This window comes from Pseudomonas sp. KH_017 (assembly GCF_057840285.1).
The window spans coordinates 624675-650755 of sequence record NZ_CM174509.1 but is presented as its reverse complement, the minus strand read 5'-3'; the positions used below and the strand labels follow the sequence as shown (position 1 = coordinate 650755).

Sequence of the window (26081 nt, the reverse complement as noted above, 5' to 3'; positions counted from 1 at the left end):
TCCATGCGACAGCTTTAAAACTAAAACAAAAACACTGAGCCATTCAAAACAAAAACACTTAAAACTTATTTCAAATAGCAAATATCAAAAAGCCCACGACAACTTTCATTGACCGCGGGCTAATCGTTAGTTTGTATTTTTTGAAACAGCGGCCTGGAAAACCAGGCCGCTTCAACTCAGGATACTGGTTTACTGCCATACCAGCGTGGCGTGTAAACCCAGTCCCCGCCTCCAGCGCGTGGAAAAACGCAGGTCAGGGATGAACCGATCAACACCATGGTGCGCATGTCGACCTGATCCGGGGTCAACTGGCCAAGGGTGGTAGCCCGCAGCGTCTGCCCCGGACGCCCGATATCCCGCCCCAGCACCACGGGAGTCTCTGGTACGCGGTGCCGGGCAACGATGTCCAGCGCCTGGCCCAATTGCCATGGCCGCGAACGCGAGATCGGGTTGTAGAAGGCCAGGGCCAGGTCGGCTTGCGCAGCCAGGTCCAGGCGTTTCTCGATGATTGCCCAGGGCTTGAGGTTATCCGACAGCGACAGCACGCAGAAATCATGCCCCAACGGCGCGCCCGCCTGGGCGGCTGTCGCCAGCGAGGCGGAAACCCCCGGCAAAATCTCGAGATCGACGTTGTGCCAATGGACGTCGGTGGATTCGTGCAGCGCTTCCAACACCGCCGCAGCCATGGCGAAAACCCCCGGATCCCCTGAAGAAACCACCACCACCGAACGCCCTTGGGCCGCCAGTTCGAAAGCGTGACGGGCGCGCTGCATCTCTTCGCGGTTGTCGGTGCAATGCAGCACCTGGTCGGCACGAAACGGCCCGGCCATGCGCACGTAGGTTTCGTAACCCAGCACGTCGGTTGCCCGGGCCAGTTCAGCCTTCACTGCCGGCACCATCAGCTCGGCAGCGCCCGGCCCGAGGCCAATCACCGCCAACCGTCCACGCGGGCGGCCGATCTGCAACGGGTCCAGCGGCTGCTCTGCCACCGCAATGGCAACGGTGTCGCTACCAAGCATGGAAACGGGCTGGCCGATGGCAGTACGCAGACGTTCGCCAAGCGCCTTCCCGGCGTGGGCAAAGCGTAGCGGCACGCCCAATTCAAGCGCCGCCTCGCGCAACCCCAAACTGACCATTTCGGTGTCGGCGGCCAACAGGCAGGCCAGCGACTGCACGGCGATTTTCGCCTGATGCAAAGCTTCGCGCACCGCCCCCGCGACGTTCACCAGACCAGCATCCACAGCGACCACCACATTACGCGGGTAGATCAACAATTCGTTGGCCGCGGGTGCCCGCTCGGCATGACTGACATGCACGGCCAATCGGGCCTGTGCATCCTCAGGCAATTGCGCCTGTGCCAGCCACGGAGCCGCGCCTTCGATGCGCACCGATTCACCGGCCAGCAGATCGGAAACGAAACGCTTGCCCGACTCCAGATCGCCCAGGGCATAGCCGCTCGGCGGGTTGAGCAGGCAGGTGCCGAAACGCAACTCGCCGCTGGTGGTGATCGCGGCGGATACCTCAAGCGCAGCGCCGATTTCCCGGGCCATGATATTCACGCCGCCAAGACCGCCCAATAGGGGAACCACGGCGCTGCCGTCTTCAGCCACCGCCAATACCGGTGGTTCGGCGCCCTTTTCCAGCAACAGGGGCGCCAGTGTGCGGATCACGATCCCCGCCGCGCACAGGGCAATGATCGGTGTGCCCTGCTGATAGAGCTCGCGCAGGGTCGCGCCGAATTCGTGATAGATCCGATCCGCGCCTTCGACCCGCTCGGCCAGGCCGTGGATCAGGGCTTCGGGGTACACCTGCTGAATGCTGCGCGCGGTAGCGAGGCTGCCATTGCCGAGAATGACAATCGCCGGAACTGGACGAGTCATCAGCCTTGCCACCTTTCACCGGGAACGATGATCAACGAGAAGTACGGAGAAGACATCGGCTCGACCTGATCCAGCGGCACGATCTTCTGATTGGCCATGGTCGCGCGCTCGACGTACAACGCGCGTTCGGCCAGGCCGAGTTCTTCCAGCACCTGGCGAACCTTGGGAAAGTTGCGCCCCAGCTTCATGATCACCGCCGCATCGGCATCGGCAAGGCGACGCTTGAGTTCGTCATGCGGCAGCACACCGGACAACACCGACAGACTCTGATTGCGATACACCAGCGGCGCACCGAGCACCGAGGCGCCGCCGAGCATCGAGCACACGCCCGGCACGACTTCGGCCTGATAACGCTCGGCGAGCCGGTCGTGCAGGTACATGTAGGAGCCGTAGAAGAACGGATCGCCCTCGCAAATCACCGCTACGTCGCGACCGGCATCGAGATGCGTCGCCAGTTCGTCGGCGGCGTCATCGTAGAAGTCGCTGATCACTTGCTCGTAGGATAACGGCGCCGGCAACGCCTCGGTGGTCACTGGATATACCAGCGGCAACAGATTCTGCGCTTCCTGCAGATGCGCCTCGATGATGCCGAAGGCATTACCCTTTTTACCCTTGGCGACGAAGTACGCCACCACCGGCGATTCGCGCAGCAAGCGCAGGGCCTTGACGGTAATCAGTTCCGGATCACCAGGGCCGACGCCGAGGCCGATCAAACGTCCAGGTTGCTGCATCATTCGATCTCCGTGGCGAGGGCATTGACGGCAGCGGCGGCCATGGCGCTACCGCCCAGGCGACCCTGCATGATGACAAAAGGCACGCCACGGCTGTCGGCCGCCAGCGCTGCCTTGGATTCGGCGGCGCCGACGAAGCCCACTGGAAAACCGAGGATCAGCGCCGGTTTCGGTGCGCCGGCGTCGAGCATTTCCAGCAAGTAAAACAGTGCCGTCGGGGCGTTGCCGATGACCACCACGCTGCCTTCGAGGTGCGGGCGCCACAGTTCCAGCGCAGCGGCTGAGCGGGTGTTGCCCAATTCACGAGCCAGTTCCGGAACGCTCTCGTCACGCAGGGTGCAGATCACTGGATTGTTCGCCGGCAACCGCGCGCGGGTCACGCCTTCGGAGACCATCCGCGCATCGCACAGAATCGGCGCACCGGCCGCCAGCGCATCACGCCCGGCCTTGCCCGCCCCTGCGGAAAACTGCAGGCCGTCGATGGCCTCGACCATGCCGCAGGCGTGAATGACACGGACCGCGAGTTTCTCCAGATCGGCCGGGATTCGGTCGAGGTTGGCCTCGGCGCGAATGATCGCGAAGGAGTTGCGATAGATCTCCTGACCGTCGCGGATGTAATCAAGCATCAAGGGGGCTCCGTGAGCGGGCGTCGAACAGGGCCGCGACCGCTTCAATAGTAAGGTTGCGTGCGTGCAGCGCGCCGAAACCCGGCTGCGCTGCATCGCGAAAATAGAGATCGTAGTGACCGTGGGCGACGGCCAGTAATGTGACGGGCGCCGTATGTGCAGCGGCGCAGGAGCGCGGGCAACCGCTCAGGTGCATGTTCAGGGCCGGTCCATGGCGGTGCAGCAACGCGGCCAGTTGCAGGGCATCGCCCTTGGTCTCGGCCAATCCCTTGGCGCAACCGCTGGAACCGGTGCAGGCGATCAACCGGGATAATGGCTGACCGGCCTCACAGGACAAGCCCAGACGTTGCAAACGCCCCATGACTTCGGCGGCGTTTTCCATGCGGACATTGGGCAGCAGCAGGCTTTGCCAGGGTGCGAAGCGCAGACTGGCATCACCGAACTCCCGTGCCAGTTGTGCCACCCCCCGCAGCATCGACGGATCTAGCCGCCCCAGAGGCGGGACGGCCCCCACATAGACAACACCGGACTCGGCCTGGGGATGGGCACCCAGGTGCAAATCACTTGAGCCCGAAACCCGCTGCCAACCGACAACGGCTTGCAGCGGCACTCGCTCGGCCAGTCGAAGCACAATGCCCTCGATCGGGCACTCGGCCAGCAAATGGCGCATCCGTGTCTGCTCGGGGCGCGCCAGTTCAAGGAACAACTCAAGGACCGCGACCACCAGCGCGTGCCCGTCAGCCAGTGCAACCGATCCGGCGGGTCTGTCCGTCGGGCATCCCGCCAGACCGAACGCCAGCCGTTGCTCGCCGTCTTGTTCAAACGCCGAGAGCCACAGGTCATGGGGATGTTCGAGCATCGTCAGGTCTTCGCCGCCATCGAGTTGCACGGCGAACTTGGCACCGAGGTCGTGGAACGCTTCCTGGTTTTGCAGTGTGGCGAGGATTTGCCCGGCCAGCGGGCGAGTGTCGAACAACATGCGCCGATCGATCCCGGCGCCGGGGCTGAGCATCAGGTTGCGCACATCGTCGCCAGCCGCCGTGCGCGGCCCCAGATCGGCGGCCAGCAGGCTATCGATCAACGCCGCTTGCTCGTTGCCAATGCCGCGAATCTGCAGGTTGGCCCGGTTGGTCGCCTCGATCGCCCCGCTGGCGTAACGCTCGGCCGCAGACGCTACGGCCTCGGCCTGGTCGCTGCTGATCGAACCACCGTCCAACTTGATCCGGCAGATGCCGCCATCCAGCGCCGGGACAATACGCAGCAACCCCGGACAGGCCGAGGGGCGTAAGGCAGTGGACAGTGGACGTTCGTTCAAGGTGGACCCGTTCAGGTGGCGAGGCAGTTCACGGCGAAAGTGCGCGGTATTATGCCTGCTTTACTTCGCTGCATGAAAAGACTCCGGTCGGGAAGACAAGGCAGTCAGCTCAAGGAACCCGCGCTATCATGCCGCCCAACAACGTTGAACGCGTGATTGAGGAATGGCATGACACCCTGGCTGACGGTAGTAGGCATCGGCGAAGACGGTTTCAAGGGCCTGGGCAAAAACGCCCGGCATGCGCTGTTGCGCGCCGCGAAAATCTTCGGCGGCCAGCGGCATCTGGATTTGCTCCCGCCGTGCATACGCGGCGAGCGCCAGCCGTGGCCGAGCCCCTTCTGCCTTGAGTCGCTGCTGTCGCACCGTGGCGAACCCGTTTGCGTGTTGGCCAGTGGCGATCCGATGTTCTTCGGCGTCGGCGCCAGCCTCGCCCGGCAACTCCCCGCAGCCGAGATGTTGACGCTTCCCGCGCCGTCCTCCTGCTCACTGGCCGCGGCGCGAATGGGTTGGCCCATGCAGGAAGTGGTCATGCTGTCGGTGGTTGCCCGCCCCGTCGCCGCACTCAGCGCGCAATTGTCCAGTGGCGTGCGCTTGCTGGTGTTGTGCAACGACGGCAGCAGCCCCGCCGCCATCGCCGCACTGCTGCGTGAACGTGGTTTCGGTCCGAGCCGGATAACCGTGCTCGAACATTTGGGCGGTGAAGCCGAGCGACGTGTCGACGGTATCGCCAATGACTGGACCGATCCTGTGATCGCCGACCTGAACCTGATCGCCATCGAGTGCATCGCCGAGCCGAACACGCTGCGCCTGTCGCGACTGGCCGGGTTGCCGGACTCAGCGTTCCTGCACGACGGCCAACTGACCAAACGCGATGTACGCGCCATCACCCTCGCGCGCCTGGGCCCGGTCCCTGGCGAACTGTTGTGGGACGTCGGCGCCGGCAGTGGCTCGATCGGCATCGAATGGATGCGCGCCCACCCCGGTTGCCGCGCACTGGCCATCGAGGCGGATGCGGGCCGACAAGCGTTGATCGAACATAACCGCGATGCCCTCGGCGTTCCCGGCCTGCAACTGGTTCGCGGCAGCGCGCCACAGGCATTGGCCGGACTGGAGCGGCCGGATGCGATATTCATTGGCGGCGGTGTCACCCGCGACGGCGTGCTCGATACCTGTTGGGCCGGACTCAAACCCGGTGGCCGGCTGATTGCCAACGCAGTCACCCTGCAAAGTGAAATGACCCTGATGGCCTGGCGCGAGCAACACGGCGGGGAGTTGACCCGCATTCATATCGCCCAGGCACAACCGCTGGGCGACTTCGACACCTGGCGCCAGGCCTTGCCGATTACCTTGCTGGACGTGACGAAGCCCTTCGATGCGTGACGAAACCGCCGAACAACCCGCCCCCCTGCGCAGTGGCCTGACCACCGGCAGTTGCGCCACGGCCACCAGCCTCGCCGCCGCGCGTCTGCTGCTGGATGGCACAGCGACCGATGCGGTGGAAATCGTGTTGCCCAAGGGCAAACAAGTGCAGATGCGCCTGGAGTTCTGCCGCCTCACCGAGGACGGCGCCGAAGCGGGAACCCTCAAGGACGCCGGTGACGATCCGGACGTGACCCACGGTGCCCTGCTCTACTCCCAGGTGCGCCTGAGCAGCAAACCGGGGACTCGCTTCAAGGCCGGTCGCGGCGTCGGCACCGTGACCCGGCCCGGGCTGGTGCTGGGTGTCGGCGAGCCCGCGATCAACCCGGTGCCACGCAAAATGATCAGCGAACACTTGACCCGACTGGCCGACGAGCTCGGCTACAGCGGCGGTTTCGAGGTCACGGTCAATGTCGAGAACGGCGAAGCACTGGCACTGAAAACCATGAACCCGCGCCTGGGCATTCTTGGTGGCCTGTCGATCCTCGGCACCAGCGGCATCGTCCGGCCGTTTTCCTGCGCGGCCTACATCGCCTCGATCCACCAGGGCATCGACGTGGCGAAAACCAACGGTTACCTGCACATCGCCGCCTGCACTGGCAACGCCAGTGAAGACACCATGCGCCGGGTCTACAACCTGCCGGAAATCGCCCTGATCGAAATGGGCGACTTCGTTGGCGCCGTGCTCAAGCACCTGCGCAAAGTACCGGTGGATAAACTCAGCCTGTGCGGTGGTTTCGGCAAGATCAGCAAACTGGCGGCCGGGCACATGGATTTGCACAGTCGCCATTCGAGCATTGACCTGCCGCAATTGGCGCTATGGGCGGCGCAGGTCGGTGCCGATGCGGCGTTGCAGCAGAATATCCGCGAGGCCAACACCAGCCAGCAGGCACTGGCCATGGCCGCCGCAGCCGGGGTCGCCCTGGGTGATGCAGTCTGTCAGCACGCCCTGGATTTTGCCCGTAGCGTGGTGCCGGCGCAGGTTCAGGTGGAAGTCTTTGCCATCGATCGCCAGGGCGGGATTGTTGGCCATGCGGGAGCCTTTCAATGAAGCGCATCCTGTTGCTCGGCGGCGTGACCGAAGCCATGGCCATTGCCCGCACGCTGGGGCCGCAGCATATCTACAGCCTGGCCGGTGTCGGTCGGGTGCCAACCGATCTGCAATGCCAGGTTCGTGTCGGCGGCTACGGCGGTGCCGAGGGTCTGGCGCAGTTCATTGGCGATGAAGGCATCGATCTGCTGCTCGATGCCACTCACCCCTACGCTGCCCAAATCAGCCAGAACGCCGCCACCGCCGCGCGCTTGAGCGGCATTCCCTGCTGGGCGTTACGGCGTCCGGCCTGGCAAACCCAGGCGGGTGATGACTGGCGGGAAGTCAGCGATTGGGCCGAACTGATCAAAGCCCTGAAGCCCTTCCGTCGGCCGCTGTTCACCCTCGGTCGCGAGCCCCTGCAACACCTGGACGAAATTCCTGCGGAGCAGTTCTGGACCCTGCGCGCACTGGATGTGTATCCGGGCAACGATCGCTGCGAAGTGATCGGCGCACGGGGACCCTTCCTGATCGACGATGAACGTGAGTTGTTCGAACGGCGAAACATCGATGTGCTGATCAGCAAGAACAGTGGCAGCACGGCGACCGAACCGAAGCTGGAAGTGGCGCGTGAGCGTGGTGTGCCGGTGATTGTCTTGAAGCGGCCGGTGTTGCCGGGGGTTGATCGGGAGTTCCTGACGCCTGAGGAAACACTTGGTGCGTTGTCAGTCTTCGCTCATTAGGTCAGGATCATTGGCTTGCATGATAAGTAACCTATTTGTTACCATCAGGGCCGCCTGTGATCACACTCGAAGAATACGTACAGGACAACGAAACCAGCCCCCTTGATACCCGAGTGTCTATAAAAAAGACTGAACGACACCGGAGATAACGTCATGGCGCTCACCCGAAGCTACAAACACACCATTGCCGAGCGTGCCCAACGTGATCCCGAGTTCGCCCAGGCACTGTTGGATGAGGCTGCTACTCTGTTTCTTAACGGCGAACCCGAAATGGCGCGGATCATCCTGCGCGACCTCATCAACGCCACCGTTGGTTTTGAAGAACTGGCAAAGGAAACGGCAAAGCCCAGCAAAAGCCTCCATCGAATGTTGTCCGCCAAAGGCAACCCAAGCATGGACAACCTGGCTGCAATATTCGCCGTAATTCGCGCTACGCTTGGAGTAGAAATACAAGTACATGCGGTACGCGCGCACTGAGCTGACGTCTTTTTGCTGCGACACCAAACCGCACGCCGCCTTTTTACTTATCGGCCCTGATCAGGCTAAATAGCCCGCGCCTGATCGCCCACCCAAACGGATTTTGTCCCATGTCCCGACAACGGCTCGCAATTGCCTGGATAGCCTGCTTCGCAGTGCTGTTCAACATGCTCGCCATGCCGATGTCCGGAGCGATGGCGCAAACGGCAAATTCACCTGCCGAACAGTTGTTGTGGGGCAGTTTCTGCAGCTCCAGCGGCACCAGGATGGTGGCGATTTCCATCGGGGACCTTGAACAGAAAGCCCCGCAAAACGACGATCATTCCAACATGCAGCATTGCTGGTGCTGCTCGGGTTCTGCGCCATTGGTGGCGTTGCCGGGGCATTCGCCACAGCTGTATTTCGCGCACTTCGAATCCAACCGAAGCCTGCCCGCCACCTCGCTCGACAGCCCGTCACCGCGCCAGCAATGGCCGAGTCTCAATCCCCGCGCGTCCCCTCTGGTGTGATTTTTCTCGCAATTGACTGCGTTTTAAATCGTTCCGGAGAACTGCCATGTTGAACAAACTCATCGTTCTGGCTGCGTTGCTGCTGCCTGCCTGCTTTGCCAATGCCCACGAATACAAAGTCGGCGAACTGGAAATCGCGCATCCGTGGTCCCAGGAGTTGCCACCCAATGCGCCCACCGTTGCGGCGTATTTCGTGATCAACAATGAAGGCAAGACCGCCGACCGCCTGCTCAGCGTCGACACCCCCATTGCGGGCGAAGCGCAATTGCATGAGCACGTGATGCAAGGCGACATGATGAAAATGCAGCACGTACCGAGCGTGGAAGTGCCCGCCGGAGGCGAGGTCACCTTCGCGCCGATGGCCTATCACGTGATGTTGCTGGGCCTCAAGGACCGCAGCCTGCTTGTTGACGGCAAGCGTTTCCCCATGACGCTGCACTTCGAGAAGTCCGGTGACGTGACGGTCGAAGTCGCGGTGCAGAAGCAGGCGCCGGACACCATGCAAGCGCACGTGCACAAGCCGTAATCGCCTGAACTGAAAACGCCCATGCGCCCGCTTAGCGCCAGGTCATCCAGGTCACGCAATCAGGCATTGAGCCTGACACGCGGCAGCTGGATCAGCCTGTTCGCCATGTTGATGATCTTCATCGGCCCTCTGATCTCTCAGTCGATGCCGATGGATTCGCGCGCCATGTCAATGAGCATGCCTGCGGGTATGAGCATGGACATGTCGGCGATGGAACATGCCGACCATGCCACGCAAGCCGCCGCCGAGCACTGCCCGCCTGCCCTCGGGCACCATGTGCTGTGGGAAAAGTGTGGCTATTGCAGCCTGCTGCTCAATTGCCCGGCGCTGACCGGTGGCGTGTCTTTCGCCAACTTCGTCATCGCGCCCGTCAACACCTTCACCACACCCTCTGCGCGCCAGGGCCATGCCCGGCAAACCTTCTTCCCCGGCGCCCGCACCCGCGCCCCGCCCGTCGTCGCGTAAACACTCACTTCTGATTTCACACGGTCCGCAAGACAGCCAACGCAACCTGTGGGAGCGGGCTTGCTCGCGAAGAGGGAGTGTCAGTCAACGTTGATGTTGTCTGGCACACCGCTTTCGCGAGCAAGCCCGCTCCCACAGGGACAGCTTCAGGCTGCCGGCCGTGTCGTTTACGACTGTTCGATGGAAATTGTCATGTCCCGGTTTTCCGCTGTCCCGTGCTTGAGCCCTGCCCAAGCCTCTTATGCCCTAAACGAATCCGCCGTTCGTTTCAGGCACGCCACCGCGATCCTGTGCGGTGCCTTGCTGGCGCCCTCTGCGCTGGCCGATGAACATTCCGGTCACACTGAAGAACTGAGCCCGACGGTGATTACCGCCGTTGCGCCCAGTTCGCCATTGACCATCGTCACCAACCCCAAGGACCCGCGCCAGCCGGTACCGGCCAGCGACGGCGCCGATTACCTGAAAACCATCCCCGGCTTTGCCATGGTGCGCAATGGCGGCACCAATGGTGACCCGGTACTGCGCGGCATGTTCGGTTCGCGGCTGAACATCCTCACCAACGGCGGCATGATGCTCGGTGCCTGCCCGGGCCGGATGGACGCCCCGACTTCCTACATCTCGCCGGAAACCTACGACAAACTCACCGTAATCAAGGGCCCGCAAACCGTGCTGTGGGGACCGGGTTCCTCGGCTGGCACTATCCTGTTCGACCGCGAGCCGGAGCACTTCGGCGAACTCGGCACACGGGTCAACGCCAGCGTGCTGGCCGGCTCCTACGGTCGCTTCGACAAACTGGTGGACGCCGCAGCCGGCGGTCAGTCAGGTTACGTGCGGGTCATTGGCAACACCGCGCACTCCGACGACTACCAGGACGGCAACAACGACACCGTGGCGTCGAGCTACGACAAATGGAACGGCGACGTGGCTGTCGGCTGGACGCCGAATACCGACACCTTGCTGGAGCTGACCGCCGGCCGTGGCGACGGTGAAGCCCGCTACGCCGGGCGCGGCATGGACGGTTCGCAGTTCCTGCGCGAGAGCCTCGGCCTGCGCTTCGAGCAGTCCAATATCGGCGAGGTACTGGATAAGGTCGAGGCGCAGGTCTACTACAACTACGCCGACCACGTGATGGACAACTACACCCTGCGCACGCCGTCCGGTACCGGGATGATGGCCGGGCCCATGGCCTCCAACGTCGACCGCCGCACCCTCGGCGCCCGGGTCAAGGCCACCTGGCGCTGGGCCGATGTACAGCTGGTCAGCGGCATTGACGCGCAGACCAACGAGCATCGCCAGCGCGGCGCCATGGGCGTCGACACCTACAAGAACCTGCCCTACACCAAGGATGCCGACTTCCATAACTACGGTGTGTTCGGCGAACTGACCTGGTACGCCGCCGACCGTGACCGCCTGATCAGCGGCGCACGCCTGGACCGCGCCTCGGCCAAGGATTTTCGGCAGACCATCGGCTCGGGCATGATGACCCGCCCGAATCCGACCGCCGACGACACCCGCGCCGATACCCTGCCGAGCGGTTTCATCCGCTACGAGCATGACCTGGCCGACAGCCCGACCACCTTGTATGCCGGCCTCGGTCACACCCAGCGGTTCCCGGATTACTGGGAGCTGTTTTCACCCAAGTCCGGCCCCGCCGGTTCGGTGAATGCCTTCGATTCGATCAAGCCGGAAAAAACCACCCAGCTCGATTTCGGCCTGCAATACAAAACCGAATCCCTCGAAGCCTGGGCCTCGGCTTACATCGGGCAGGTGCGCGATTACATCCTGTTCAACTACACCCCGACGATGATGGGTACGACCTCGCAAGCCGAAAACATCGATGCGCGAATCATGGGCGGCGAACTGGGCGCCGCCTACAACTTCACCGAAAACTGGAACGCCGACGCGACCCTGGCCTACGCCTGGGGCAAGAACAGCAGCGATGGCAATGCATTGCCGCAGATGCCGCCACTGGATGCCCGTTTCGGCCTGACCTATAGCGAAGACAACTGGAGCGCCGGCGCACTGTGGAGAGTGGTTGCCGCGCAAAACCGCATCGATCAGAACAAGGGCAACGTGGTCGGCAAGGACTTCGACAAGACGCCGGGCTTCGGTGTGTTCTCCCTCAACGGTGCCTATCGGATCAACAACAACTGGAAGGTCAGCAGCGGCGTCGACAACCTGTTCGGCAAGGCTTACGCCGAGCACTTGAACCTGGCCGGCAACGCCGGTTTCGGCTACCCCGCCAATGACCCGCAAGCCATCAAGGAGCCGGGGCGAACGCTCTGGACCAAGGTGGACATGAGTTTCTAAAAGCTTCGCGAGCAAGCTCGCTCCTACAGGGGAGCGGGCTTGCCCGCGAACGGTTGCGCAGCAACCGCAAAACAAACAACTAAAAGATCCAGCCAAGCGGAGCACACGTGATGAAACAGCCCAAAGTGAATTTCTACAACCTGGCGTGGCGCTGGCATTTCTATGCCGGGTTGTTCGTTGCGCCATTCATGGTGATGCTGGCCCTGACTGGCACTATCTACCTGTTCAAACCGCAGCTCGACTCGCTGATGTACAGCAGCCTGCTCAACGTCCCGGCCGGTCATCACACCGTGCCGGCCGACGACCTGCTGACACGGGTGAAAACAGCTTATCCACAAGGCCAGGTCACCCAATACCTGCCACCGGTCAACGCCGAGCGCAGCGCGCAGTTTGTCGTGCTCAACGATGACAAGGAGCTGAACGTTTTCGTCGATCCGTACCACGGCGACATCCTCGGCGAGCAAGACGCCAAAAAGAACCTGCAAGCCATCGCCCGGTCGATTCACGGCGAGTTGATGATCGGCACCATTGGCGATCGGCTGATCGAACTGGCCGCTGGTTGGGGCGTGGTGCTGGTGGTGTCCGGCATCTTCCTGTGGTGGCCGCGCGGTCAGGCGGCAGGCATTTTGTGGCCACGCCTGAACAGTCGTGGTCGCGTATTGTGGCGCGACCTGCACGCGGTCACCGGGTTCTGGGGCGCGTCCCTGCTGCTGGTGATGCTGCTCAGCGGCATGACCTGGACCGGCTTCTGGGGCAAGCAATACGCCGAAGTGTGGAACGTGTTCCCGGCCGCCATGTGGGATGACGTGCCGAAGTCCGATATCGAGGCGCGCAGCCTCAACACCGCCACCCGCCAGACCGTGCCGTGGGCCATGGAAAACACGCCGATGCCGATGTCCGGCGACCATGCCGAGCACATGGCCCACGACGGTGCAGCGGCCGGCCCGGCCTCGCCGACCATCCGCCTGCAGGACGTACAAAACATCGCCAGAGAGCGCAAGGTCGAACCGGGTTACAGCATCACCCTGCCGACCACTGCAACCGGCGTGTTCACCATCGCCCTGTTCGCCGACGACCCGCGCAATGACGCCACGCTGCACATCGATCAATACACCGGCAAGGTCCTGGCCGATGTACGTTTCGAGCACTACGGCACCGTCGCCCGCGCCACGGAAATCGGCGTGATGCTGCACGAAGGCAAGATGTTCGGCGTGTTCAACCAGATCGTCGTGTTGCTGATCTGCCTGATGATTTTGCTCAGCGCGGTCAGCGGCGTGGTGATCTGGTGGAAGCGCCGCCCGCAAGGAAAACTCGGCGTGCCGCCGCTGCGCCACGACCTGCCGAAATGGAAAACCGCGATGGTGATCATGTTCGCCCTGGCGGTAGCCTTCCCGTTGGTGGGCGCTTCGCTGGTGGCGGTGTGGGTGCTGGATCGTGTGCTGCTGTCGCGCTTCACCCGGCAGACTGAGAGCGCCTCATCTTCATCATGAAACAGGTGAGATGCGTGGGGTGAAAGGCACTGTAAACTCCCCCGCGCGTCACCCTCTCGCATTCAGGGTGTCCTTTCGGGCTCCTTCGCGGGCAAGCCCGCTCCCACAGGATTTGCGCAATTCCTGTGGGAGCGAGCTTGCCCGCGAAGGGGCCATCAGCATCACCTCAAGAGCCACTGCATGACCTCGCTGAACCTCACAAACCTCACCTGGTCCCCACTGGGCCACGGCCATTGCCACCACCAATTCCATCTGCGCGATGCCTCTCTGCACGTGGCTGCCGGTGAATTCGTCGGTCTGATCGGCCCCAACGGCAGCGGCAAGACCAGCCTGTTACGCTGTGCCTGGCGCTTCAGCAAACCCGAAAGCGGCGAGGTCAGACTCGATCACCAGAACGTCTGGAAACAATCCTCGCGCTGGTGCGCGCAACGCATCGCCGTGGTGTTGCAGGAGTTCCCTGATGCCTTTGGCCTGACCGTCGAGGAAGTGGTCGCCATGGGCCGCACCCCGCATAAAGGCTTGTTCGATGGCGACACCTTTGAAGACCGCGACCTGATCAATCAGGCCCTGGAATCCGTCGGCCTCAAGGGCTTTGAAGACCACGGGTTCTCCACTCTCTCCGGTGGTGAAAAACAGCGAGTCATCCTCGCCCGCGCCCTGGCCCAGCAACCACAATTGCTGATCCTCGACGAGCCGACCAACCACCTCGACCCGCGTTACCAGCTTGAGCTTTTGCAGTTGGTCACGCGCTTGAACATCGGCACCCTGGCAAGCATCCACGACCTCAATCTGGCGGCGGCTTTTTGTGATCGGCTGTACGTGATCAACCATGGTCGTATCGTCGCCAGCGGCACACCGAATGAAGTCCTGACAGCTGCGCTGCTGCACAATGTGTTCGGCGTCCAAGCGCTGATCGATGAACATCCACTGCACGGCTACCCACGAATCACCTGGATAACCCAACCATGACCTTGCGTTCCCTGCTGCGCTGCTGCCTCCCTCTCGTGATGCTGCTGGGCAGCGCCCAGGCATTGGCCGAAGCCACCCGTTACCCGCTGACAATCAAAAGCTGCAACCGCGAAGTGACTTTCAAGCAGGCACCACAACACGCCCTCAGCCACGACATCAACATGACCCAGATGATGCTCGCCCTCGGCCTCAAACCGCAGATGGCCGGTTACAGCGGCATCAGTGGCTGGAAGGCCGTGACGCCCGAGATGCAGGGTATTCTCGAAGGCCTGCCGGAACTGGCGGCCAAGTACCCGTCGGTGGAAACCCTGCTCAATGCCAACGTCGATTTCTTCTTCGCCGGCTGGGACTATGGCATGCGTATCGGCGGCGATCTCACGCCACAAACCCTGCAACCGCTGGGCATCAATGTGTACGAGCTGAGCGAATCCTGCGCCTTCGTGATGAAACGCCCGCCGGCCAGCCTCGAAGACACCTACAACGACCTGCGCAACCTCGGCAGAATCTTCGACGTGCAGGACCGCGCCAATGCCCTGATCGCAGACATGCAGGCGCAAGTGGCGGACATCGGCAAAGACCTGCCCGCGGAAAAACCGCGGGTCTTCCTGTACGACAGCGGCGAAGACCGGGCCATGACCTCAGGAAGCCTGGGCATGCCGCAAGCGCTGATCGACGCCGCTGGCGGGCGCAATGTCCTGGAGGATGTCGACGCGAGCTGGACCCGGGTCAATTGGGAAACCGTGGTCGAGCGCAATCCGCAGGTGATCGTGATTGTCGACTACAGCGAAATCACTGCCGAACAGAAGATTCAATTCCTGCTGAGCAACAAGGCCCTGCAATCGGTGGACGCGATCAAGCACCAGCGCTTCATCGTCATCCCTTACGTGCAGGCCACGCCGGGGATCGATAACGTGCTGGCGGTCGCAACCCTGGCCAAGGGTTTCCACGGCGAATGATCAACCGTCGCTACGCCCTGTTGCTGATCGCCCTCGGCACCCTGTTGCTGGTGTCATGCGTGGTGTCCCTGGGTTTCGGCCCGGCACGGGTGCCGCTGGATGTGGTGTGGCGCATCCTGTTGCACAAACTGTTCGGTTTCGGTGTGCCGGACTGGAACCCCGGACAAGAGCATATCGTCTGGCTGATTCGTGTGCCGCGCATGCTGCTCGGCGCATTGGTGGGCGCCGGGCTGGCGTTGATCGGCGCGGTACTGCAAGCGGTCACGCGCAACCCGTTGGCTGACCCGCACCTGCTCGGCGTGACTTCCGGCGCCACACTTGGCGCGGTGATCGTGGTGCTGCATGTCGGTGAAATCGTTGGCCTGCTGACCTTGCCGATTGCGGCATTCATCGGTGCATTGCTGAGCATGCTGGCGGTGCTGATGATCGCCAGTCGCCAGGGTCGCCTCGACAGTGACCGCTTGCTGCTGTGCGGCGTGGCGGTGTCGTTCGTGATGATGGCGATTGCCAATTTGCTGCTGTTCATGGGCGACCATCGAGCCAGTTCGGCCGTGATGTTCTGGATGCTCGGCGGGCTCGGGTTGGCACGCTGGGAGCTGCTGGCGGTGCCGACAGCCTGTGTGTTGCTCGGGCTGATTTTGCTGCTGGGCATGGCGCGACCGCTGAATGCGCTGATGGCCGGCGAACAGACTGCGGTGACCCTGGGCCTGAATGCACGCAGCGTGCGCCTGCGAGTGTTTCTGATTGCGTCATTGATGACCGGGGTGCTGGTGTCGATCAGCGGCTCGATCGGTTTTGTCGGGCTGATGGTGCCGCACATTGCGCGGCGTCTGGTCGGCGCTGAACACCGAAGATTGTTGCCGGTGTGCGTGTTGCTCGGCAGCCTGTTTCTCGTCTGGGTCGACGTCGCCGCCCGGACACTGATCGCCCCCGAAGACTTGCCCATCGGCGTTGCCACCGCGGCGATTGGCGGGTTGTTTTTCATCGGGTTGATGCGACGTCGTTAACACCATCTTTAATTAAAAAAATTTCAAAATTGCATTTACGCTTGGAAAAACCTCGTATTGAGTTAACGCTTAACAAGTTAACCATCATGTTCATACTCCGCACTCGCGAGTTCAACTACAAAACGCTCGCTCACTTCAATGACGATTATTCCTACACCTTAATCGCCAAAACTCTTACAAGAGCGGAAAGAGGTAAACATGTTCAAGAAGTTCATCGCATCCATTGCACTTGCTTCAGCGCCCGCATGGGCAGTGCAGCCACCCTTTACTGGCGTTGACTACAGCGGCCGGTATCAATGCACCGGAATGGACAGCCATATCGGTGCGTTTGAAGGTGTTGTCGACATGAAGCTCAATGCCGAACAAAGTACCGGCGAACACGGTGCCTACGGTTTTACGCTGACGTTGCTCGACAACTCCCGGTATGACGGATTTGCTGCCGCCAACTTGAGTTCCCTGGCGATTTACTTTGCCCATACGGATCCGTCGCTCAAGGATTACGGCGTCGGGATTGCGAAAATTGCTAATACTCCTGACGGGAAAACTTCATTTACCAAGTACTACTACGGCCCGGAGTACGAAGGGGGCGGACATGGTTTTGAAACCTGCATTAAAAGCTGAGTTGATGCGCCGCTGACCTTGTGGGAGCGGGCTTGCTCGCGAATGCGGTGTTTCAGTTGCCATTCATGTTGTCTGACACACCCTCTTCGCGAGCAAGCCCGCTCCCACAATTGATCGATACTACCCGCCCCAATCTGGCGCAGCTCTTCGCACCAACGCGCCAGACGCGATCCTTCATGGTGCGCCATCAAACCGCTCAACCGCTCTAAAACGACATTTCCCTGCCTTTTGCCGACCGGGCACAGCCCTTGCAAAACACACCTTCAGTAGTCCGCATCTGCCAACCAAGAAAACTCATAAGTTCATGGAGATCGCACAATGAAGCGTCGCAGTTTGATCAAGGCTTTCACACTCTCGGCAAGCATCGCCGCGATGGGCATGACCTGGACTGTCCAGGCCGCCGAGACCATCAAGGTCGGTATTCTGCATTCGTTGTCCGGGACCATGGCGATCTCCGAAACGTCGTTGAAAGACATGGCGCTGATGACCATCGACGAGATCAACGCCAAGGGCGGCGTGAACGGCAAGATGCTGGAGCCGGTGGTGGTCGACCCTGCCTCGAACTGGCCGCTGTTCGCCGAGAAGGGTCGTCAGCTGCTGACCCAGGACAAGGTTGCCGTGGTGTTCGGTTGCTGGACTTCCGTGTCGCGCAAATCGGTACTGCCGGTGTTCGAAGAACTCAACGGCTTGCTGTTCTACCCAGTGCAATACGAAGGCGAAGAGATGTCGCCAAACGTCTTCTACACCGGCGCGGCGCCGAACCAGCAGGCGATCCCTGCCGTTGAATACCTGATGAGCGAAGAAGGCGGCAGCGCCAAGCGCTACTTCCTGCTCGGCACCGACTACGTCTACCCGCGCACCACCAACAAGATCCTGCGTTCGTTCCTGCACTCCAAAGGCGTGGCCGACAAGGACATCGAAGAGGTCTATACCCCGTTCGGTCACAGCGACTACCAGACCATCGTCGCCAACATCAAGAAGTTCTCGGCCGGTGGCAAGACGGCGGTTATCTCCACCGTCAACGGCGACTCCAACGTGCCCTTCTATAAAGAACTGGCGAACCAGGGCCTGAAAGCCACCGACGTTCCGGTCGTGGCGTTCTCGGTCGGCGAAGAAGAACTGCGCGGCATCGACACCAAGCCACTGGTGGGCAACCTGGCGGCGTGGAACTACTTCGAATCGGTCGAGAACCCGGTGAACAAGAAGTTCGTCGATGACTGGAAAGCCTACGCGAAGAAACACAACCTGCCGGGTGCAGACAAAGCCGTCACCAACGATCCGATGGAAGCCACTTATGTCGGCATCCACATGTGGGCGCAAGCGGCGGAAAAAGCCAAATCCACCGACGTCGACAAAGTCCGCGAAGCCCTGGCCGGCCAGACCTTTGCCGCGCCGTCCGGCTACACCCTGACCATGGACAAGACCAATCACCACCTGCACAAGCCGGTGATGATCGGCGAGATCCAGGCCGACGGTCAGTTCAACGTGGTGTGGCAGACCGAAGGCCCGATCCGCGCCCAGCCGTGGAGCCCGTTCATCCCGGGCAACGACAAGAAGCCGGAGTATGCGGTGAAGAGCAACTAAGCCATTGGGCCTGACGATTGTTCCGGCCCAACACAACTCCCTGTGGGAGCGGGCTTGCTCGCGAAGACGGCGGCACATCCAACATCTATGTGACTGACACACCGTCTTCGCGAGCAAGCCCGCTCCCACATTTAGTCCGAGCAAGGCGACTCTCTATGCCCACTGCCCTGTACCGATTTCTTCTGGCGATCGCACTCTTGCTGCCAATGGCCACTCACGCCGGTGACACCGAAGAGTTCGTCGCCGCCAATCCCGTGCAACAAGCCAGACTACTGGAGTCCTGGGCCGCGCAACCCGATCCGGCCCGTATCGAATTGATCAACGCCCTGCAACAAGGCGAGTTGAGCATCAACGGCCAGCCGAAAACGTTGCGTCTGAACAACCGCCTGCGGGGTCTCATCGACACGGCCCTGGCCAGTCATCAGTTGCTCGCCGCCGACACCAAAATCCGTCTGGCCGCCGCGCAGCAATTGCAGAAAAGTGCCAAGCCGGCGCAGTTGAAATTCCTCGACCAGCAGTTGGCGGGCGAACAGGACGAAGGCGTTCACGCCGCATTGAGCCTGGCTCTGGCCAATCTGCAACTGGTCGACAGCGACCCGGCCGTGCGCCTCGCCGCTGTACGCCTGCTCGGTGAAACTGGCGATCCGCTGGCCCGCACACGCCTGGAAAGCCTGCTGGAGCCGGGCGTTGAAACCGACGCGAATGTGCGTACCGCCGCCGAAACCAGCCTCGCTCAAGTCAAGCGCAAACTGCTGGTCGGCGAGATGCTCGGCCAGGCATTCAGCGGCATGTCACTGGGATCGATTCTACTGCTCGCCGCCCTGGGGCTTGCGATCACCTTCGGCCTGCTCGGCGTGATCAACATGGCCCACGGCGAGATGCTGATGCTCGGCGCCTACTCGACCTATGTTGTGCAGTTGATGTTCCAGCGCTTCGCGCCGCAGGCCATCGAGTTCTATCCGCTGATCGCGCTGCCCGTGGCGTTTTTCGTCACCGCAGCCATCGGCATGGCGCTGGAGCGCACGGTGATTCGCCACCTCTACGGCCGTCCGCTGGAAACCCTGCTCGCCACCTGGGGCATCAGCCTGATGCTGATTCAGCTGGTTCGCCTGGTGTTCGGCGCGCAGAACGTCGAAGTGGCCAACCCGGCGTGGCTGTCGGGCGGGATTCAGGTGTTGCCCAATCTGGTGCTGCCATACAACCGCATCGTGATCATTGCCTTCGCGCTGTTTGTGGTGGTGCTGACCTGGTTGCTGCTGAACAAGACTCGCCTTGGTCTGAATGTTCGCGCCGTCACCCAGAACCGCAACATGGCCGCCTGCTGCGGAGTACCGACCGGGCGCGTGGACATGCTCGCCTTCGGCCTCGGCTCGGGCATCGCCGGCCTCGGTGGCGTGGCCCTGAGCCAGATCGGCAACGTCGGCCCGGACCTCGGCCAGAGCTACATCATCGACTCGTTCCTGGTGGTGGTGCTCGGCGGTGTCGGTCAGTTGGCCGGTAGCGTGCTGGCGGCGTTTGGCCTGGGGATCGCCAACAAGATTCTCGAACCGCAGATCGGTGCCGTGCTCGGCAAGATCCTCATCCTCGCGCTGATCATTCTGTTCATCCAGAAGCGTCCGCAAGGCCTCTTCGCACTCAAAGGACGGGTGATCGACTGATGAACCAGCCCCTGCTCGTTACCGCGACCCAAAAAGCCGGCCCTAAAGTCTCGATTGCCATCGGTGCAGTGATCCTCGTTGTGCTGCTGGCGTTACCGCTGCTGTCGCTGTTATCGCCCGACAGCACGCTGCACGTTTCGGCCTACACACTGACGCTGGTGGGCAAGATTCTTTGCTACGCCATCGTCGCACTGGCGCTCGATCTGGTGTGGGGTTACGCCGGCCTGCTGTCCCTCGGCCACGGTCTGTTTTTCGCCCTCGGCGGCTATGCCATGGGCATGTACCTGATGCGCCAGGCCTCGGGCGATGGCTTGCCGGCGTTCATGACCTTCCTGTCGTGGACCGAAATGCCGTGGTTCTGGACCGGCACCAGCAGCTTCCTCTGGACCCTGTGCCTGGTGGTTTTGGCGCCGGGTTTGCTGGCCTTGGTGTTCGGCTTCTTCGCCTTCCGTTCGCGGATCAAGGGCGTGTATTTCTCGATCATGACCCAGGCCCTGACCTTCGCCGGGATGCTGCTGTTTTTCCGCAACGAAACCGGCTTCGGCGGCAACAACGGCTTCACCAACTTCCGCACCATTCTTGGCTTTGGCATCACCGAACCGGGCACCCGTGCGGTGCTGTTTTTCGCCACGGTACTGTTGCTGGTGGCGAGCCTGTTCATCGGCTGGCGCCTGGCGCAGAGCAAGTTCGGCCGGGTACTGACCGCGCTGCGCGATGCGGAAAATCGCCTGATGTTCTGCGGCTACGATCCACGCGGTTTCAAGTTGTTCGTGTGGGTGTTGAGCGCGGTGTTGTGCGGCCTGGCCGGTGCGTTGTACGTGCCGCAAGTGGGGATCATCAACCCGAGTGAAATGTCGCCGACCAACTCCATCGAAGCGGCAGTCTGGGTGGCACTGGGCGGGCGCGGGACCTTGATCGGTCCGCTGCTCGGCGCCGGCGTGGTCAACGGCATGAAGAGCTGGTTCACCGTGGCGTTCCCCGAGTACTGGCTGTTCTTCCTCGGCGCGCTGTTCATCATCGTGACCCTGTATTTGCCCAAAGGCGTGATCGGTCTGCTGAAGAAAAGAGGTGAGCAATGAGAGTCACTGCAACCGCTGAATTCATGCTCGAACCAGCGTTTTTTCCTGTGGAGCCCAACAAGGACGCCGGCAGCAGCCGCGATGCCATCGGCCTTGGCCAACGCGTCGGGCCAGGCCTGAATACGCGCCACGGCACCATCCTGACCCTGGAAGACATCAGTGTCAGCTTCGACGGCTTCCGCGCGCTGAACGAACTGAACCTGTACATCGGCGTCGGTGAGCTGCGCTGCATCATCGGCCCCAACGGCGCAGGCAAGACCACGCTGATGGACGTGATCACCGGCAAGACCCGCCCCAGCCACGGCAAGGCCTGGTTCGGCGAAACCCTGGACCTGACGCAAATGAGCGAAGTGCAGATCGCCCAGGCCGGCATCGGTCGCAAGTTCCAGAAACCGACGGTGTTCGAAGCCTTGAGCGTGTTCGAGAACCTTGAGCTGGCGCAGAAAACCGACAAGTCGGTGTGGGCCAGCCTGCGGGCGCGTTTGAGCGGCGAACAGAAAGACCGCATCGCCGAAGTGCTGGAGACCATTCGCCTGACCTCATCGGTCAATCGCCCCGCGGGGTTGCTGTCCCACGGTCAGAAGCAGTTCCTGGAGATCGGCATGTTGCTGATGCAGGACCCGCAATTGCTGCTGCTCGATGAACCGGTGGCGGGCATGACCGACGCCGAAACCGAATTCACCGCCGAGCTGTTCAAGAGCCTGGCTGGCAAGCATTCGCTGATGGTGGTGGAGCACGACATGGGCTTCGTCGGCTCGATTGCCGACCACGTCACGGTGTTGCATCAGGGCAGCGTGCTGGCAGAAGGGTCGCTGGAGCAGGTGCAGGACAACGAGCGGGTGATCGAGGTTTATCTCGGTCGATAGACATGTGAACACCGACCCATGTGGGAGCGGGCTTGCTCGCGAAAGCGGTGTGCCAGTCGATGCAAATGTTGAATGTCTGTCCGCATTCGCGAGCAAGCCCGCTCCCACAGGGGATTTGAGGAGTATTTGAGAATGTTGCAAGTCGAAAAACTGCACCAGTACTACGGCGGAAGCCACATCCTGCGCGGCCTTACGTTTGACGTGAAGGTCGGCGAAGTCACCTGCCTGCTCGGCCGAAACGGCGTGGGCAAGACCACCCTGCTCAAATGCCTGATGGGCTTGCTGCCAGCCAAGGAAGGCGCCGTGAACTGGGAAGGCAAGCCGATCACCACGTTCAAGCCGCACCAGCGCGTGCAGGCCGGCATCGCCTACGTGCCGCAGGGCCGGGAGATCTTCGGCCGCCTCACCGTGGAAGAAAACCTGCTGATGGGGCTGTCGCGGTTCCCCGGCAGCGAAGCGAAGGAAGTGCCGGCGTTCATCTACGAGCTGTTCCCGGTGCTGCTGCAAATGAAGCAACGCCGGGGCGGTGACCTGTCCGGCGGCCAGCAACAACAACTGGCCATCGGCCGTGCGTTGGCCAGCCGCCCTCGCCTGCTGATCCTCGACGAACCCACCGAAGGCATCCAACCGTCGGTGATCAAGGAGATCGGTGCCGTGATCAAAAAACTCGCAGCCCGGGGCGACATGGCCATTCTACTGGTCGAGCAGTTCTACGATTTCGCCGCCGAACTGGCGGACCAATACCTGGTGATGTCCCGGGGCGACATCGTGCAACAGGGGCGCGGCGAGAACATGGAAGCCGAAGGGGTGCGCGGACTGGTCACGATCTGAGTCGATCACTCTCCGTGAGGCCTTGAGGGGAGCGATTGGCAGGAAACCAATCAGCCGTGATCGGACCGAGAAGTCCGGTCGACCCGGTTCGTCATCGATGAGGCGCACCAATTTATTGCGCGATATTTCATGATTGGCCCTGCGTTGGTGCATCAGCACAATCAATAGACGCCTCCTTCCTGCGAATTCTTGCGGCACAGCCTTTGCAACCATCATGACGACCTCACGATAAGCACTGACTATGACTCTTCCCGCATCTGGCGCCTTGTTTACCCCCAGTTGGCACGCCGAACTGGAGCTTGGCTACGCCCGATTCGACAACAACACTCGCCCGGTCCAGCGTCGACACAAAGGTCCGTTGCGCGTGCAGAAACACCTGTATGCCGAAGGGCCAGAAGTCTGCCAGCACATCATCGTCCACCCACCAGGCGGAATTGCCGGCGGTGATCGGCTGGACATCTCGGCCAGCGTCGAGCGCGATGCCTGGGCACAAATCACCAGCCCCGGCGCGGCCAAGTGGTATCGCGCCGCCGACCCCGCCTATCAGCAGCTGAAGTTGAAGGTGGCGGCCGGTGCGACGCTGGAATGGCTGCCCCAGGAGACGATCATTTTCAGCGCTGCGCAGGCTGAGCTCAGCACTTGCATCGACCTTGAAGACGATGCGCGGCTGTTCTACTGGGACGTCGTGGCCCTGGGCCGTCCGGCCAGTGGCGAGCGCTTCGATCTTGGGCACTTCCAGGCGCAGCTGGATATCCGCCGCGACGGCCAATTGCTCTGGCATGAACGCCAGCGCATTGTCGGGGCAGACGGTTTGCTGGACTCGCCCATCGGACTGGATGGGCAGCCGGTGTTTGCTACATTGCTGGTGACCGGGGAAATCGATAGCGACTTGCTGGAAACCTGCCGCTCACTGCCTAACGACGTGCGCGGGGATCTGACCCAACTGCCGGGGTTGCTGGTTGCACGGTGCCTGGCCAGTGAAGCGTTGTTGGCGCGGGGATGGTTGATTGATTTGTGGCGCTTATTGCGTCCGACGCTACTGGGACGCGAAGCCATGCCACCACGAATTTGGAACACTTGAAATGCGATTCAATGTGGGAGCGGGCTTGCTCCGGGCGGCGTTCCGACGAAAGCGGCGTGTCAGAAGACATAAGTGTTGAATGAAAGTCCGCTTTCGCGAGCAAGCCCGCTCCCACAGGGATTGTGTTCTCAGATTGAATGACCTTTTAACTGCCGAATACGGATTGCAACAATGGACCTGACCCCACGCGAAAAAGACAAGCTGCTGATCTTCACCGCCGGCCTGGTGGCCGAGCGGCGTTTGGCTCGCGGCGTGAAACTCAATTACCCGGAGGCCATGGCCTACATCTCCGCCGCGCTGCTTGAAGGCGCCCGCGACGGCCAGACCGTGGCCGATCTGATGCACCTGGGCACTACCCTGCTGACCCGCGAACAAGTGATGCAAGGCATCCCGGAAATGATCCCGGAAATCCAGGTCGAGGCCACCTTCCCCGACGGCACCAAACTGGTCACCGTCCACCAACCCATCGCCTGAGGCCGCGCCATGACTTACCACATCCGCGATGCCGTGCATGCCGACCTGCCAGCCATCCGCGACATCTACAACGACGCGGTGCTCAACACCACGGCGATCTGGAACGAGCAGGCGGTCGACCTCGGCAACCGCCAGGCCTGGTTCAACGCCCGGCAAGCCCAGGCTTATCCAATCCTGGTGATTGTCGATGCCGATAATATGGTGCTCGGGTACGCCTCGTTCGGCGACTGGCGACCCTTCGACGGTTTCCGCCACACCGTCGAGCACTCGGTCTATGTGCGCAGCGACCAGCGCGGCAACGGCCTCGGCCCGCAACTGATGGAAGCGCTGATTGAATGCGCCAAAGGCTGCGGCAAGCACGTGATGGTCGCCGCCATCGAAAGCGGTAACGCCGCCTCCATTCGCTTGCATGAGCGCATCGGCTTTATCACCACCGGGCAAATGCCTCAGGTCGGCACCAAATTCGGCCGCTGGCTGGACCTGACTTTCATGCAATTGACCCTCAATCCTGGCGCGCAACCACCCGCCACCAACAAGGAGTGATCGCCCATGAACCCCGCCCAACTGCGACGCGTCAACGTTGAAAGCTTTGCGCATTATCGCCAGGGCCTGATCGACCTGCTGCTCGATGCCGTCGGCTATGGCGCCAGTGTCGGCTTCATGGCTAACCTCGATACCACCCAGGCCCACGCCTGGTTCGACGAGGTCCAGGACAACCTGATCAAGGGCAATGTGTTGCTGTGGGTGGTGGTCAAGGACGAGCAGGTGCAGGCCAGCGTACAGCTGGGTCTGTGCCAGAAAGCCAACGGCCTGAACCGTGCCGAAGTGCAGAAGTTGCTGGTGCGCGAACATGCGCGGCGTCGCGGGCTGGGCCAGCAACTGATGAGCGCGCTGGAGGCGGCCGCCCTGCAGCACAAGCGCGGCATGCTTTACCTCGACACCGAGGCCGGTTCGCCCGCCGAAGACTTCTACCAATCACTGGGTTATACCCGCGCCGGTGAAATCCCCGACTACGCCTGCGACCCGAGCGGCCGCTACAAGCCGACCGCCCTGTACTACAAGATTCTCCAAGGAGCCCATTGATGATTCCCGGTGAATACCAGATCCAGCCCGGCGAGATCGAACTCAACGCCGGCCGGCGCATGATCAGCCTGAAAGTGGCCAACAGTGGAGATCGGCCGATCCAGGTCGGCTCGCACTACCACTTTTTCGAAACCAACGACGCCCTGACGTTCGACCGCGCCGCCAGCCGCGGCATGCGCTTGAATATTCCTGCCGGCACCGCCGTGCGCTTCGAACCGGGGCAGAGTCGCGAGGTAGAGTTGGTGGATTTGGCGGGGCATCGTCGGGTGTTTGGATTTGCCGGGCGGATCATGGGTGACCTCTAAGTAATGCGATGTCCCCACTGACGCCTTCGCGAGCAAGCCCGCTCCC

Annotated in this window: 27 protein-coding genes; 23 read left to right on the top strand and 4 right to left on the bottom strand. The window is 61.8% G+C overall.

Annotated features, from left to right (window positions below; all coding sequences use genetic code 11):
* Positions 1-176 precede the first annotated feature (176 nt).
* From cobJ to cobG, 4 genes are read right to left on the bottom strand one after another with little or no spacing between them, the layout of a single operon-like run.
* The gene (gene cobJ / locus AC3IT6_RS02915; protein WP_489354234.1) at positions 177-1880 is read right to left on the bottom strand and encodes a precorrin-3B C(17)-methyltransferase; all 1704 of its coding nucleotides are present in this window, start codon (positions 1878-1880) and stop codon (positions 177-179) included.
* On the bottom strand, positions 1880-2611 hold the full coding sequence (locus AC3IT6_RS02910) for a precorrin-2 C(20)-methyltransferase (protein ID WP_033063580.1): 732 nt from the start codon (positions 2609-2611) through the stop codon (positions 1880-1882). The genes cobJ and AC3IT6_RS02910 overlap by 1 nt, the downstream gene beginning before the upstream one ends.
* The gene (locus AC3IT6_RS02905; RefSeq protein ID WP_489354233.1) at positions 2611-3237 is read right to left on the bottom strand and encodes a precorrin-8X methylmutase; all 627 of its coding nucleotides are present in this window, start codon (positions 3235-3237) and stop codon (positions 2611-2613) included. The genes AC3IT6_RS02910 and AC3IT6_RS02905 overlap by 1 nt, the downstream gene beginning before the upstream one ends.
* Positions 3230-4552, bottom strand: a complete 1323-nt coding sequence (gene cobG, locus AC3IT6_RS02900) for a precorrin-3B synthase (RefSeq protein ID WP_489354232.1) — start codon at positions 4550-4552, stop codon at positions 3230-3232. The genes AC3IT6_RS02905 and cobG overlap by 8 nt, the downstream gene beginning before the upstream one ends.
* A 168-nt stretch (positions 4553-4720) precedes the next feature.
* Here cobG and cbiE point away from each other — a divergent pair, with 168 nt between their 5' ends.
* The 23 genes from cbiE to AC3IT6_RS02785 all read left to right on the top strand — a co-directional run bounded on the left by cbiE (position 4721) and on the right by AC3IT6_RS02785 (position 26035).
* Positions 4721-5932: a precorrin-6y C5,15-methyltransferase (decarboxylating) subunit CbiE gene (gene cbiE, locus AC3IT6_RS02895; RefSeq protein WP_489354231.1), complete on the top strand. Its 1212-nt coding sequence runs from the start codon at positions 4721-4723 to the stop codon at positions 5930-5932.
* Complete coding sequence (locus tag AC3IT6_RS02890) at positions 5925-7022, top strand: cobalt-precorrin-5B (C(1))-methyltransferase (protein ID WP_489354230.1); 1098 nt, start codon at positions 5925-5927, stop codon at positions 7020-7022. Before cbiE ends, AC3IT6_RS02890 begins: the two co-directional genes overlap by 8 nt.
* On the top strand, positions 7019-7744 hold the full coding sequence (locus tag AC3IT6_RS02885; RefSeq protein ID WP_489354229.1) for a cobalt-precorrin-6A reductase: 726 nt from the start codon (positions 7019-7021) through the stop codon (positions 7742-7744). Before AC3IT6_RS02890 ends, AC3IT6_RS02885 begins: the two co-directional genes overlap by 4 nt.
* A 153-nt stretch (positions 7745-7897) precedes the next feature.
* Positions 7898-8221, top strand: coding sequence for a helix-turn-helix domain-containing transcriptional regulator (locus tag AC3IT6_RS02880; RefSeq protein ID WP_008016808.1), 324 nt, complete (start codon positions 7898-7900; stop codon positions 8219-8221).
* A 110-nt stretch (positions 8222-8331) separates the two neighbouring features.
* Positions 8332-8730, top strand: coding sequence for a DUF2946 domain-containing protein (locus AC3IT6_RS02875; RefSeq protein ID WP_477763624.1), 399 nt, complete (start codon positions 8332-8334; stop codon positions 8728-8730).
* A gap of 46 nt (positions 8731-8776) precedes the next feature.
* Positions 8777-9256, top strand: a complete 480-nt coding sequence (locus AC3IT6_RS02870) for a copper chaperone PCu(A)C (protein WP_489354228.1) — start codon at positions 8777-8779, stop codon at positions 9254-9256.
* 21 nt (positions 9257-9277) lie between these two features.
* The gene (locus tag AC3IT6_RS02865) at positions 9278-9721 is read left to right on the top strand and encodes a DUF2946 domain-containing protein (RefSeq protein ID WP_489354227.1); all 444 of its coding nucleotides are present in this window, start codon (positions 9278-9280) and stop codon (positions 9719-9721) included.
* 192 nt (positions 9722-9913) lie between these two features.
* On the top strand, positions 9914-12031 hold the full coding sequence (locus AC3IT6_RS02860; RefSeq protein WP_489354226.1) for a TonB-dependent copper receptor: 2118 nt from the start codon (positions 9914-9916) through the stop codon (positions 12029-12031).
* 110 nt (positions 12032-12141) lie between these two features.
* Positions 12142-13521 carry a PepSY-associated TM helix domain-containing protein gene (locus AC3IT6_RS02855; protein WP_489354225.1) on the top strand — a complete coding sequence of 460 codons (1380 nt, stop codon included), beginning with the start codon at positions 12142-12144 and terminating at the stop codon, positions 13519-13521.
* 180 nt (positions 13522-13701) lie between these two features.
* Positions 13702-14490 (top strand): ABC transporter ATP-binding protein, encoded by a 789-nt coding sequence (locus tag AC3IT6_RS02850; protein WP_489354224.1) that lies wholly within the window; start codon positions 13702-13704, stop codon positions 14488-14490.
* Positions 14487-15446 (top strand): ABC transporter substrate-binding protein, encoded by a 960-nt coding sequence (locus AC3IT6_RS02845; RefSeq protein ID WP_489354223.1) that lies wholly within the window; start codon positions 14487-14489, stop codon positions 15444-15446. The genes AC3IT6_RS02850 and AC3IT6_RS02845 overlap by 4 nt, the downstream gene beginning before the upstream one ends.
* Positions 15443-16453 carry a FecCD family ABC transporter permease gene (locus tag AC3IT6_RS02840; protein ID WP_489354222.1) on the top strand — a complete coding sequence of 337 codons (1011 nt, stop codon included), beginning with the start codon at positions 15443-15445 and terminating at the stop codon, positions 16451-16453. Before AC3IT6_RS02845 ends, AC3IT6_RS02840 begins: the two co-directional genes overlap by 4 nt.
* Before the next feature lie 198 nt (positions 16454-16651).
* Positions 16652-17074 (top strand): hypothetical protein, encoded by a 423-nt coding sequence (locus tag AC3IT6_RS02835; RefSeq protein ID WP_489354221.1) that lies wholly within the window; start codon positions 16652-16654, stop codon positions 17072-17074.
* Between the two features lie 318 nt (positions 17075-17392).
* Complete coding sequence (gene urtA / locus AC3IT6_RS02830; protein WP_090328640.1) at positions 17393-18658, top strand: urea ABC transporter substrate-binding protein; 1266 nt, start codon at positions 17393-17395, stop codon at positions 18656-18658.
* Positions 18659-18813: 155 nt separating this feature from the next.
* The gene (gene urtB, locus AC3IT6_RS02825; RefSeq protein ID WP_489354220.1) at positions 18814-20316 is read left to right on the top strand and encodes an urea ABC transporter permease subunit UrtB; all 1503 of its coding nucleotides are present in this window, start codon (positions 18814-18816) and stop codon (positions 20314-20316) included.
* On the top strand, positions 20316-21395 hold the full coding sequence (gene urtC, locus AC3IT6_RS02820; RefSeq protein ID WP_489354219.1) for an urea ABC transporter permease subunit UrtC: 1080 nt from the start codon (positions 20316-20318) through the stop codon (positions 21393-21395). The genes urtB and urtC overlap by 1 nt, the downstream gene beginning before the upstream one ends.
* Positions 21392-22261, top strand: coding sequence for an urea ABC transporter ATP-binding protein UrtD (gene urtD / locus AC3IT6_RS02815; protein WP_223447682.1), 870 nt, complete (start codon positions 21392-21394; stop codon positions 22259-22261). Before urtC ends, urtD begins: the two co-directional genes overlap by 4 nt.
* Positions 22262-22393: 132 nt before the next feature.
* Entirely contained in the window at positions 22394-23092 is a 699-nt protein-coding gene (urtE, locus tag AC3IT6_RS02810) for an urea ABC transporter ATP-binding subunit UrtE (RefSeq protein WP_489354218.1), read from the top strand.
* Positions 23093-23333: 241 nt separating this feature from the next.
* Positions 23334-24173, top strand: a complete 840-nt coding sequence (locus AC3IT6_RS02805) for an urease accessory protein UreD (RefSeq protein WP_489354217.1) — start codon at positions 23334-23336, stop codon at positions 24171-24173.
* A 171-nt stretch (positions 24174-24344) separates the two neighbouring features.
* Complete coding sequence (locus AC3IT6_RS02800) at positions 24345-24647, top strand: urease subunit gamma (protein WP_223447678.1); 303 nt, start codon at positions 24345-24347, stop codon at positions 24645-24647.
* 9 nt (positions 24648-24656) lie between these two features.
* Positions 24657-25190, top strand: a complete 534-nt coding sequence (locus tag AC3IT6_RS02795; protein ID WP_223447676.1) for a GNAT family N-acetyltransferase — start codon at positions 24657-24659, stop codon at positions 25188-25190.
* Positions 25191-25196: 6 nt separating this feature from the next.
* Positions 25197-25730 carry a GNAT family N-acetyltransferase gene (locus AC3IT6_RS02790; RefSeq protein ID WP_489354216.1) on the top strand — a complete coding sequence of 178 codons (534 nt, stop codon included), beginning with the start codon at positions 25197-25199 and terminating at the stop codon, positions 25728-25730.
* Positions 25730-26035 (top strand): urease subunit beta, encoded by a 306-nt coding sequence (locus tag AC3IT6_RS02785; protein ID WP_489354215.1) that lies wholly within the window; start codon positions 25730-25732, stop codon positions 26033-26035. The genes AC3IT6_RS02790 and AC3IT6_RS02785 overlap by 1 nt, the downstream gene beginning before the upstream one ends.
* Positions 26036-26081 lie beyond the last annotated feature (46 nt).

Bases quoted from the DNA above. Each gene is read 5' to 3' on its own strand.
- urtC (WP_489354219.1), top strand. From the start codon at position 20,316: ATGAACCAGCCCCTGCTCGTTACCGCGACCCAAAAAGCCGGCCCTAAA.
- AC3IT6_RS02875 (WP_477763624.1), top strand. From the start codon at position 8,332: ATGTCCCGACAACGGCTCGCAATTGCCTGGATAGCCTGCTTCGCAGTG.
- AC3IT6_RS02845 (WP_489354223.1), top strand. From the start codon at position 14,487: ATGACCTTGCGTTCCCTGCTGCGCTGCTGCCTCCCTCTCGTGATGCTG.
- AC3IT6_RS02865 (WP_489354227.1), top strand. From the start codon at position 9,278: ATGCGCCCGCTTAGCGCCAGGTCATCCAGGTCACGCAATCAGGCATTG.
- urtB (WP_489354220.1), top strand. From the start codon at position 18,814: ATGCCCACTGCCCTGTACCGATTTCTTCTGGCGATCGCACTCTTGCTG.
- AC3IT6_RS02835 (WP_489354221.1), top strand. From the start codon at position 16,652: ATGTTCAAGAAGTTCATCGCATCCATTGCACTTGCTTCAGCGCCCGCA.
- urtA (WP_090328640.1), top strand. From the start codon at position 17,393: ATGAAGCGTCGCAGTTTGATCAAGGCTTTCACACTCTCGGCAAGCATC.
- AC3IT6_RS02880 (WP_008016808.1), top strand. From the start codon at position 7,898: ATGGCGCTCACCCGAAGCTACAAACACACCATTGCCGAGCGTGCCCAA.
- AC3IT6_RS02905 (WP_489354233.1), bottom strand. From the start codon at position 3,237: ATGCTTGATTACATCCGCGACGGTCAGGAGATCTATCGCAACTCCTTC.
- AC3IT6_RS02850 (WP_489354224.1), top strand. From the start codon at position 13,702: ATGACCTCGCTGAACCTCACAAACCTCACCTGGTCCCCACTGGGCCAC.
- AC3IT6_RS02790 (WP_489354216.1), top strand. From the start codon at position 25,197: ATGAACCCCGCCCAACTGCGACGCGTCAACGTTGAAAGCTTTGCGCAT.
- urtE (WP_489354218.1), top strand. From the start codon at position 22,394: ATGTTGCAAGTCGAAAAACTGCACCAGTACTACGGCGGAAGCCACATC.
- AC3IT6_RS02795 (WP_223447676.1), top strand. From the start codon at position 24,657: ATGACTTACCACATCCGCGATGCCGTGCATGCCGACCTGCCAGCCATC.
- AC3IT6_RS02890 (WP_489354230.1), top strand. From the start codon at position 5,925: ATGCGTGACGAAACCGCCGAACAACCCGCCCCCCTGCGCAGTGGCCTG.
- AC3IT6_RS02885 (WP_489354229.1), top strand. From the start codon at position 7,019: ATGAAGCGCATCCTGTTGCTCGGCGGCGTGACCGAAGCCATGGCCATT.
- AC3IT6_RS02805 (WP_489354217.1), top strand. From the start codon at position 23,334: ATGACTCTTCCCGCATCTGGCGCCTTGTTTACCCCCAGTTGGCACGCC.
- AC3IT6_RS02910 (WP_033063580.1), bottom strand. From the start codon at position 2,611: ATGCAGCAACCTGGACGTTTGATCGGCCTCGGCGTCGGCCCTGGTGAT.
- AC3IT6_RS02800 (WP_223447678.1), top strand. From the start codon at position 24,345: ATGGACCTGACCCCACGCGAAAAAGACAAGCTGCTGATCTTCACCGCC.
- AC3IT6_RS02840 (WP_489354222.1), top strand. From the start codon at position 15,443: ATGATCAACCGTCGCTACGCCCTGTTGCTGATCGCCCTCGGCACCCTG.
- urtD (WP_223447682.1), top strand. From the start codon at position 21,392: ATGAGAGTCACTGCAACCGCTGAATTCATGCTCGAACCAGCGTTTTTT.
- AC3IT6_RS02785 (WP_489354215.1), top strand. From the start codon at position 25,730: ATGATTCCCGGTGAATACCAGATCCAGCCCGGCGAGATCGAACTCAAC.
- AC3IT6_RS02860 (WP_489354226.1), top strand. From the start codon at position 9,914: ATGTCCCGGTTTTCCGCTGTCCCGTGCTTGAGCCCTGCCCAAGCCTCT.
- cbiE (WP_489354231.1), top strand. From the start codon at position 4,721: ATGACACCCTGGCTGACGGTAGTAGGCATCGGCGAAGACGGTTTCAAG.
- AC3IT6_RS02870 (WP_489354228.1), top strand. From the start codon at position 8,777: ATGTTGAACAAACTCATCGTTCTGGCTGCGTTGCTGCTGCCTGCCTGC.
- cobJ (WP_489354234.1), bottom strand. From the start codon at position 1,880: ATGACTCGTCCAGTTCCGGCGATTGTCATTCTCGGCAATGGCAGCCTC.
- AC3IT6_RS02855 (WP_489354225.1), top strand. From the start codon at position 12,142: ATGAAACAGCCCAAAGTGAATTTCTACAACCTGGCGTGGCGCTGGCAT.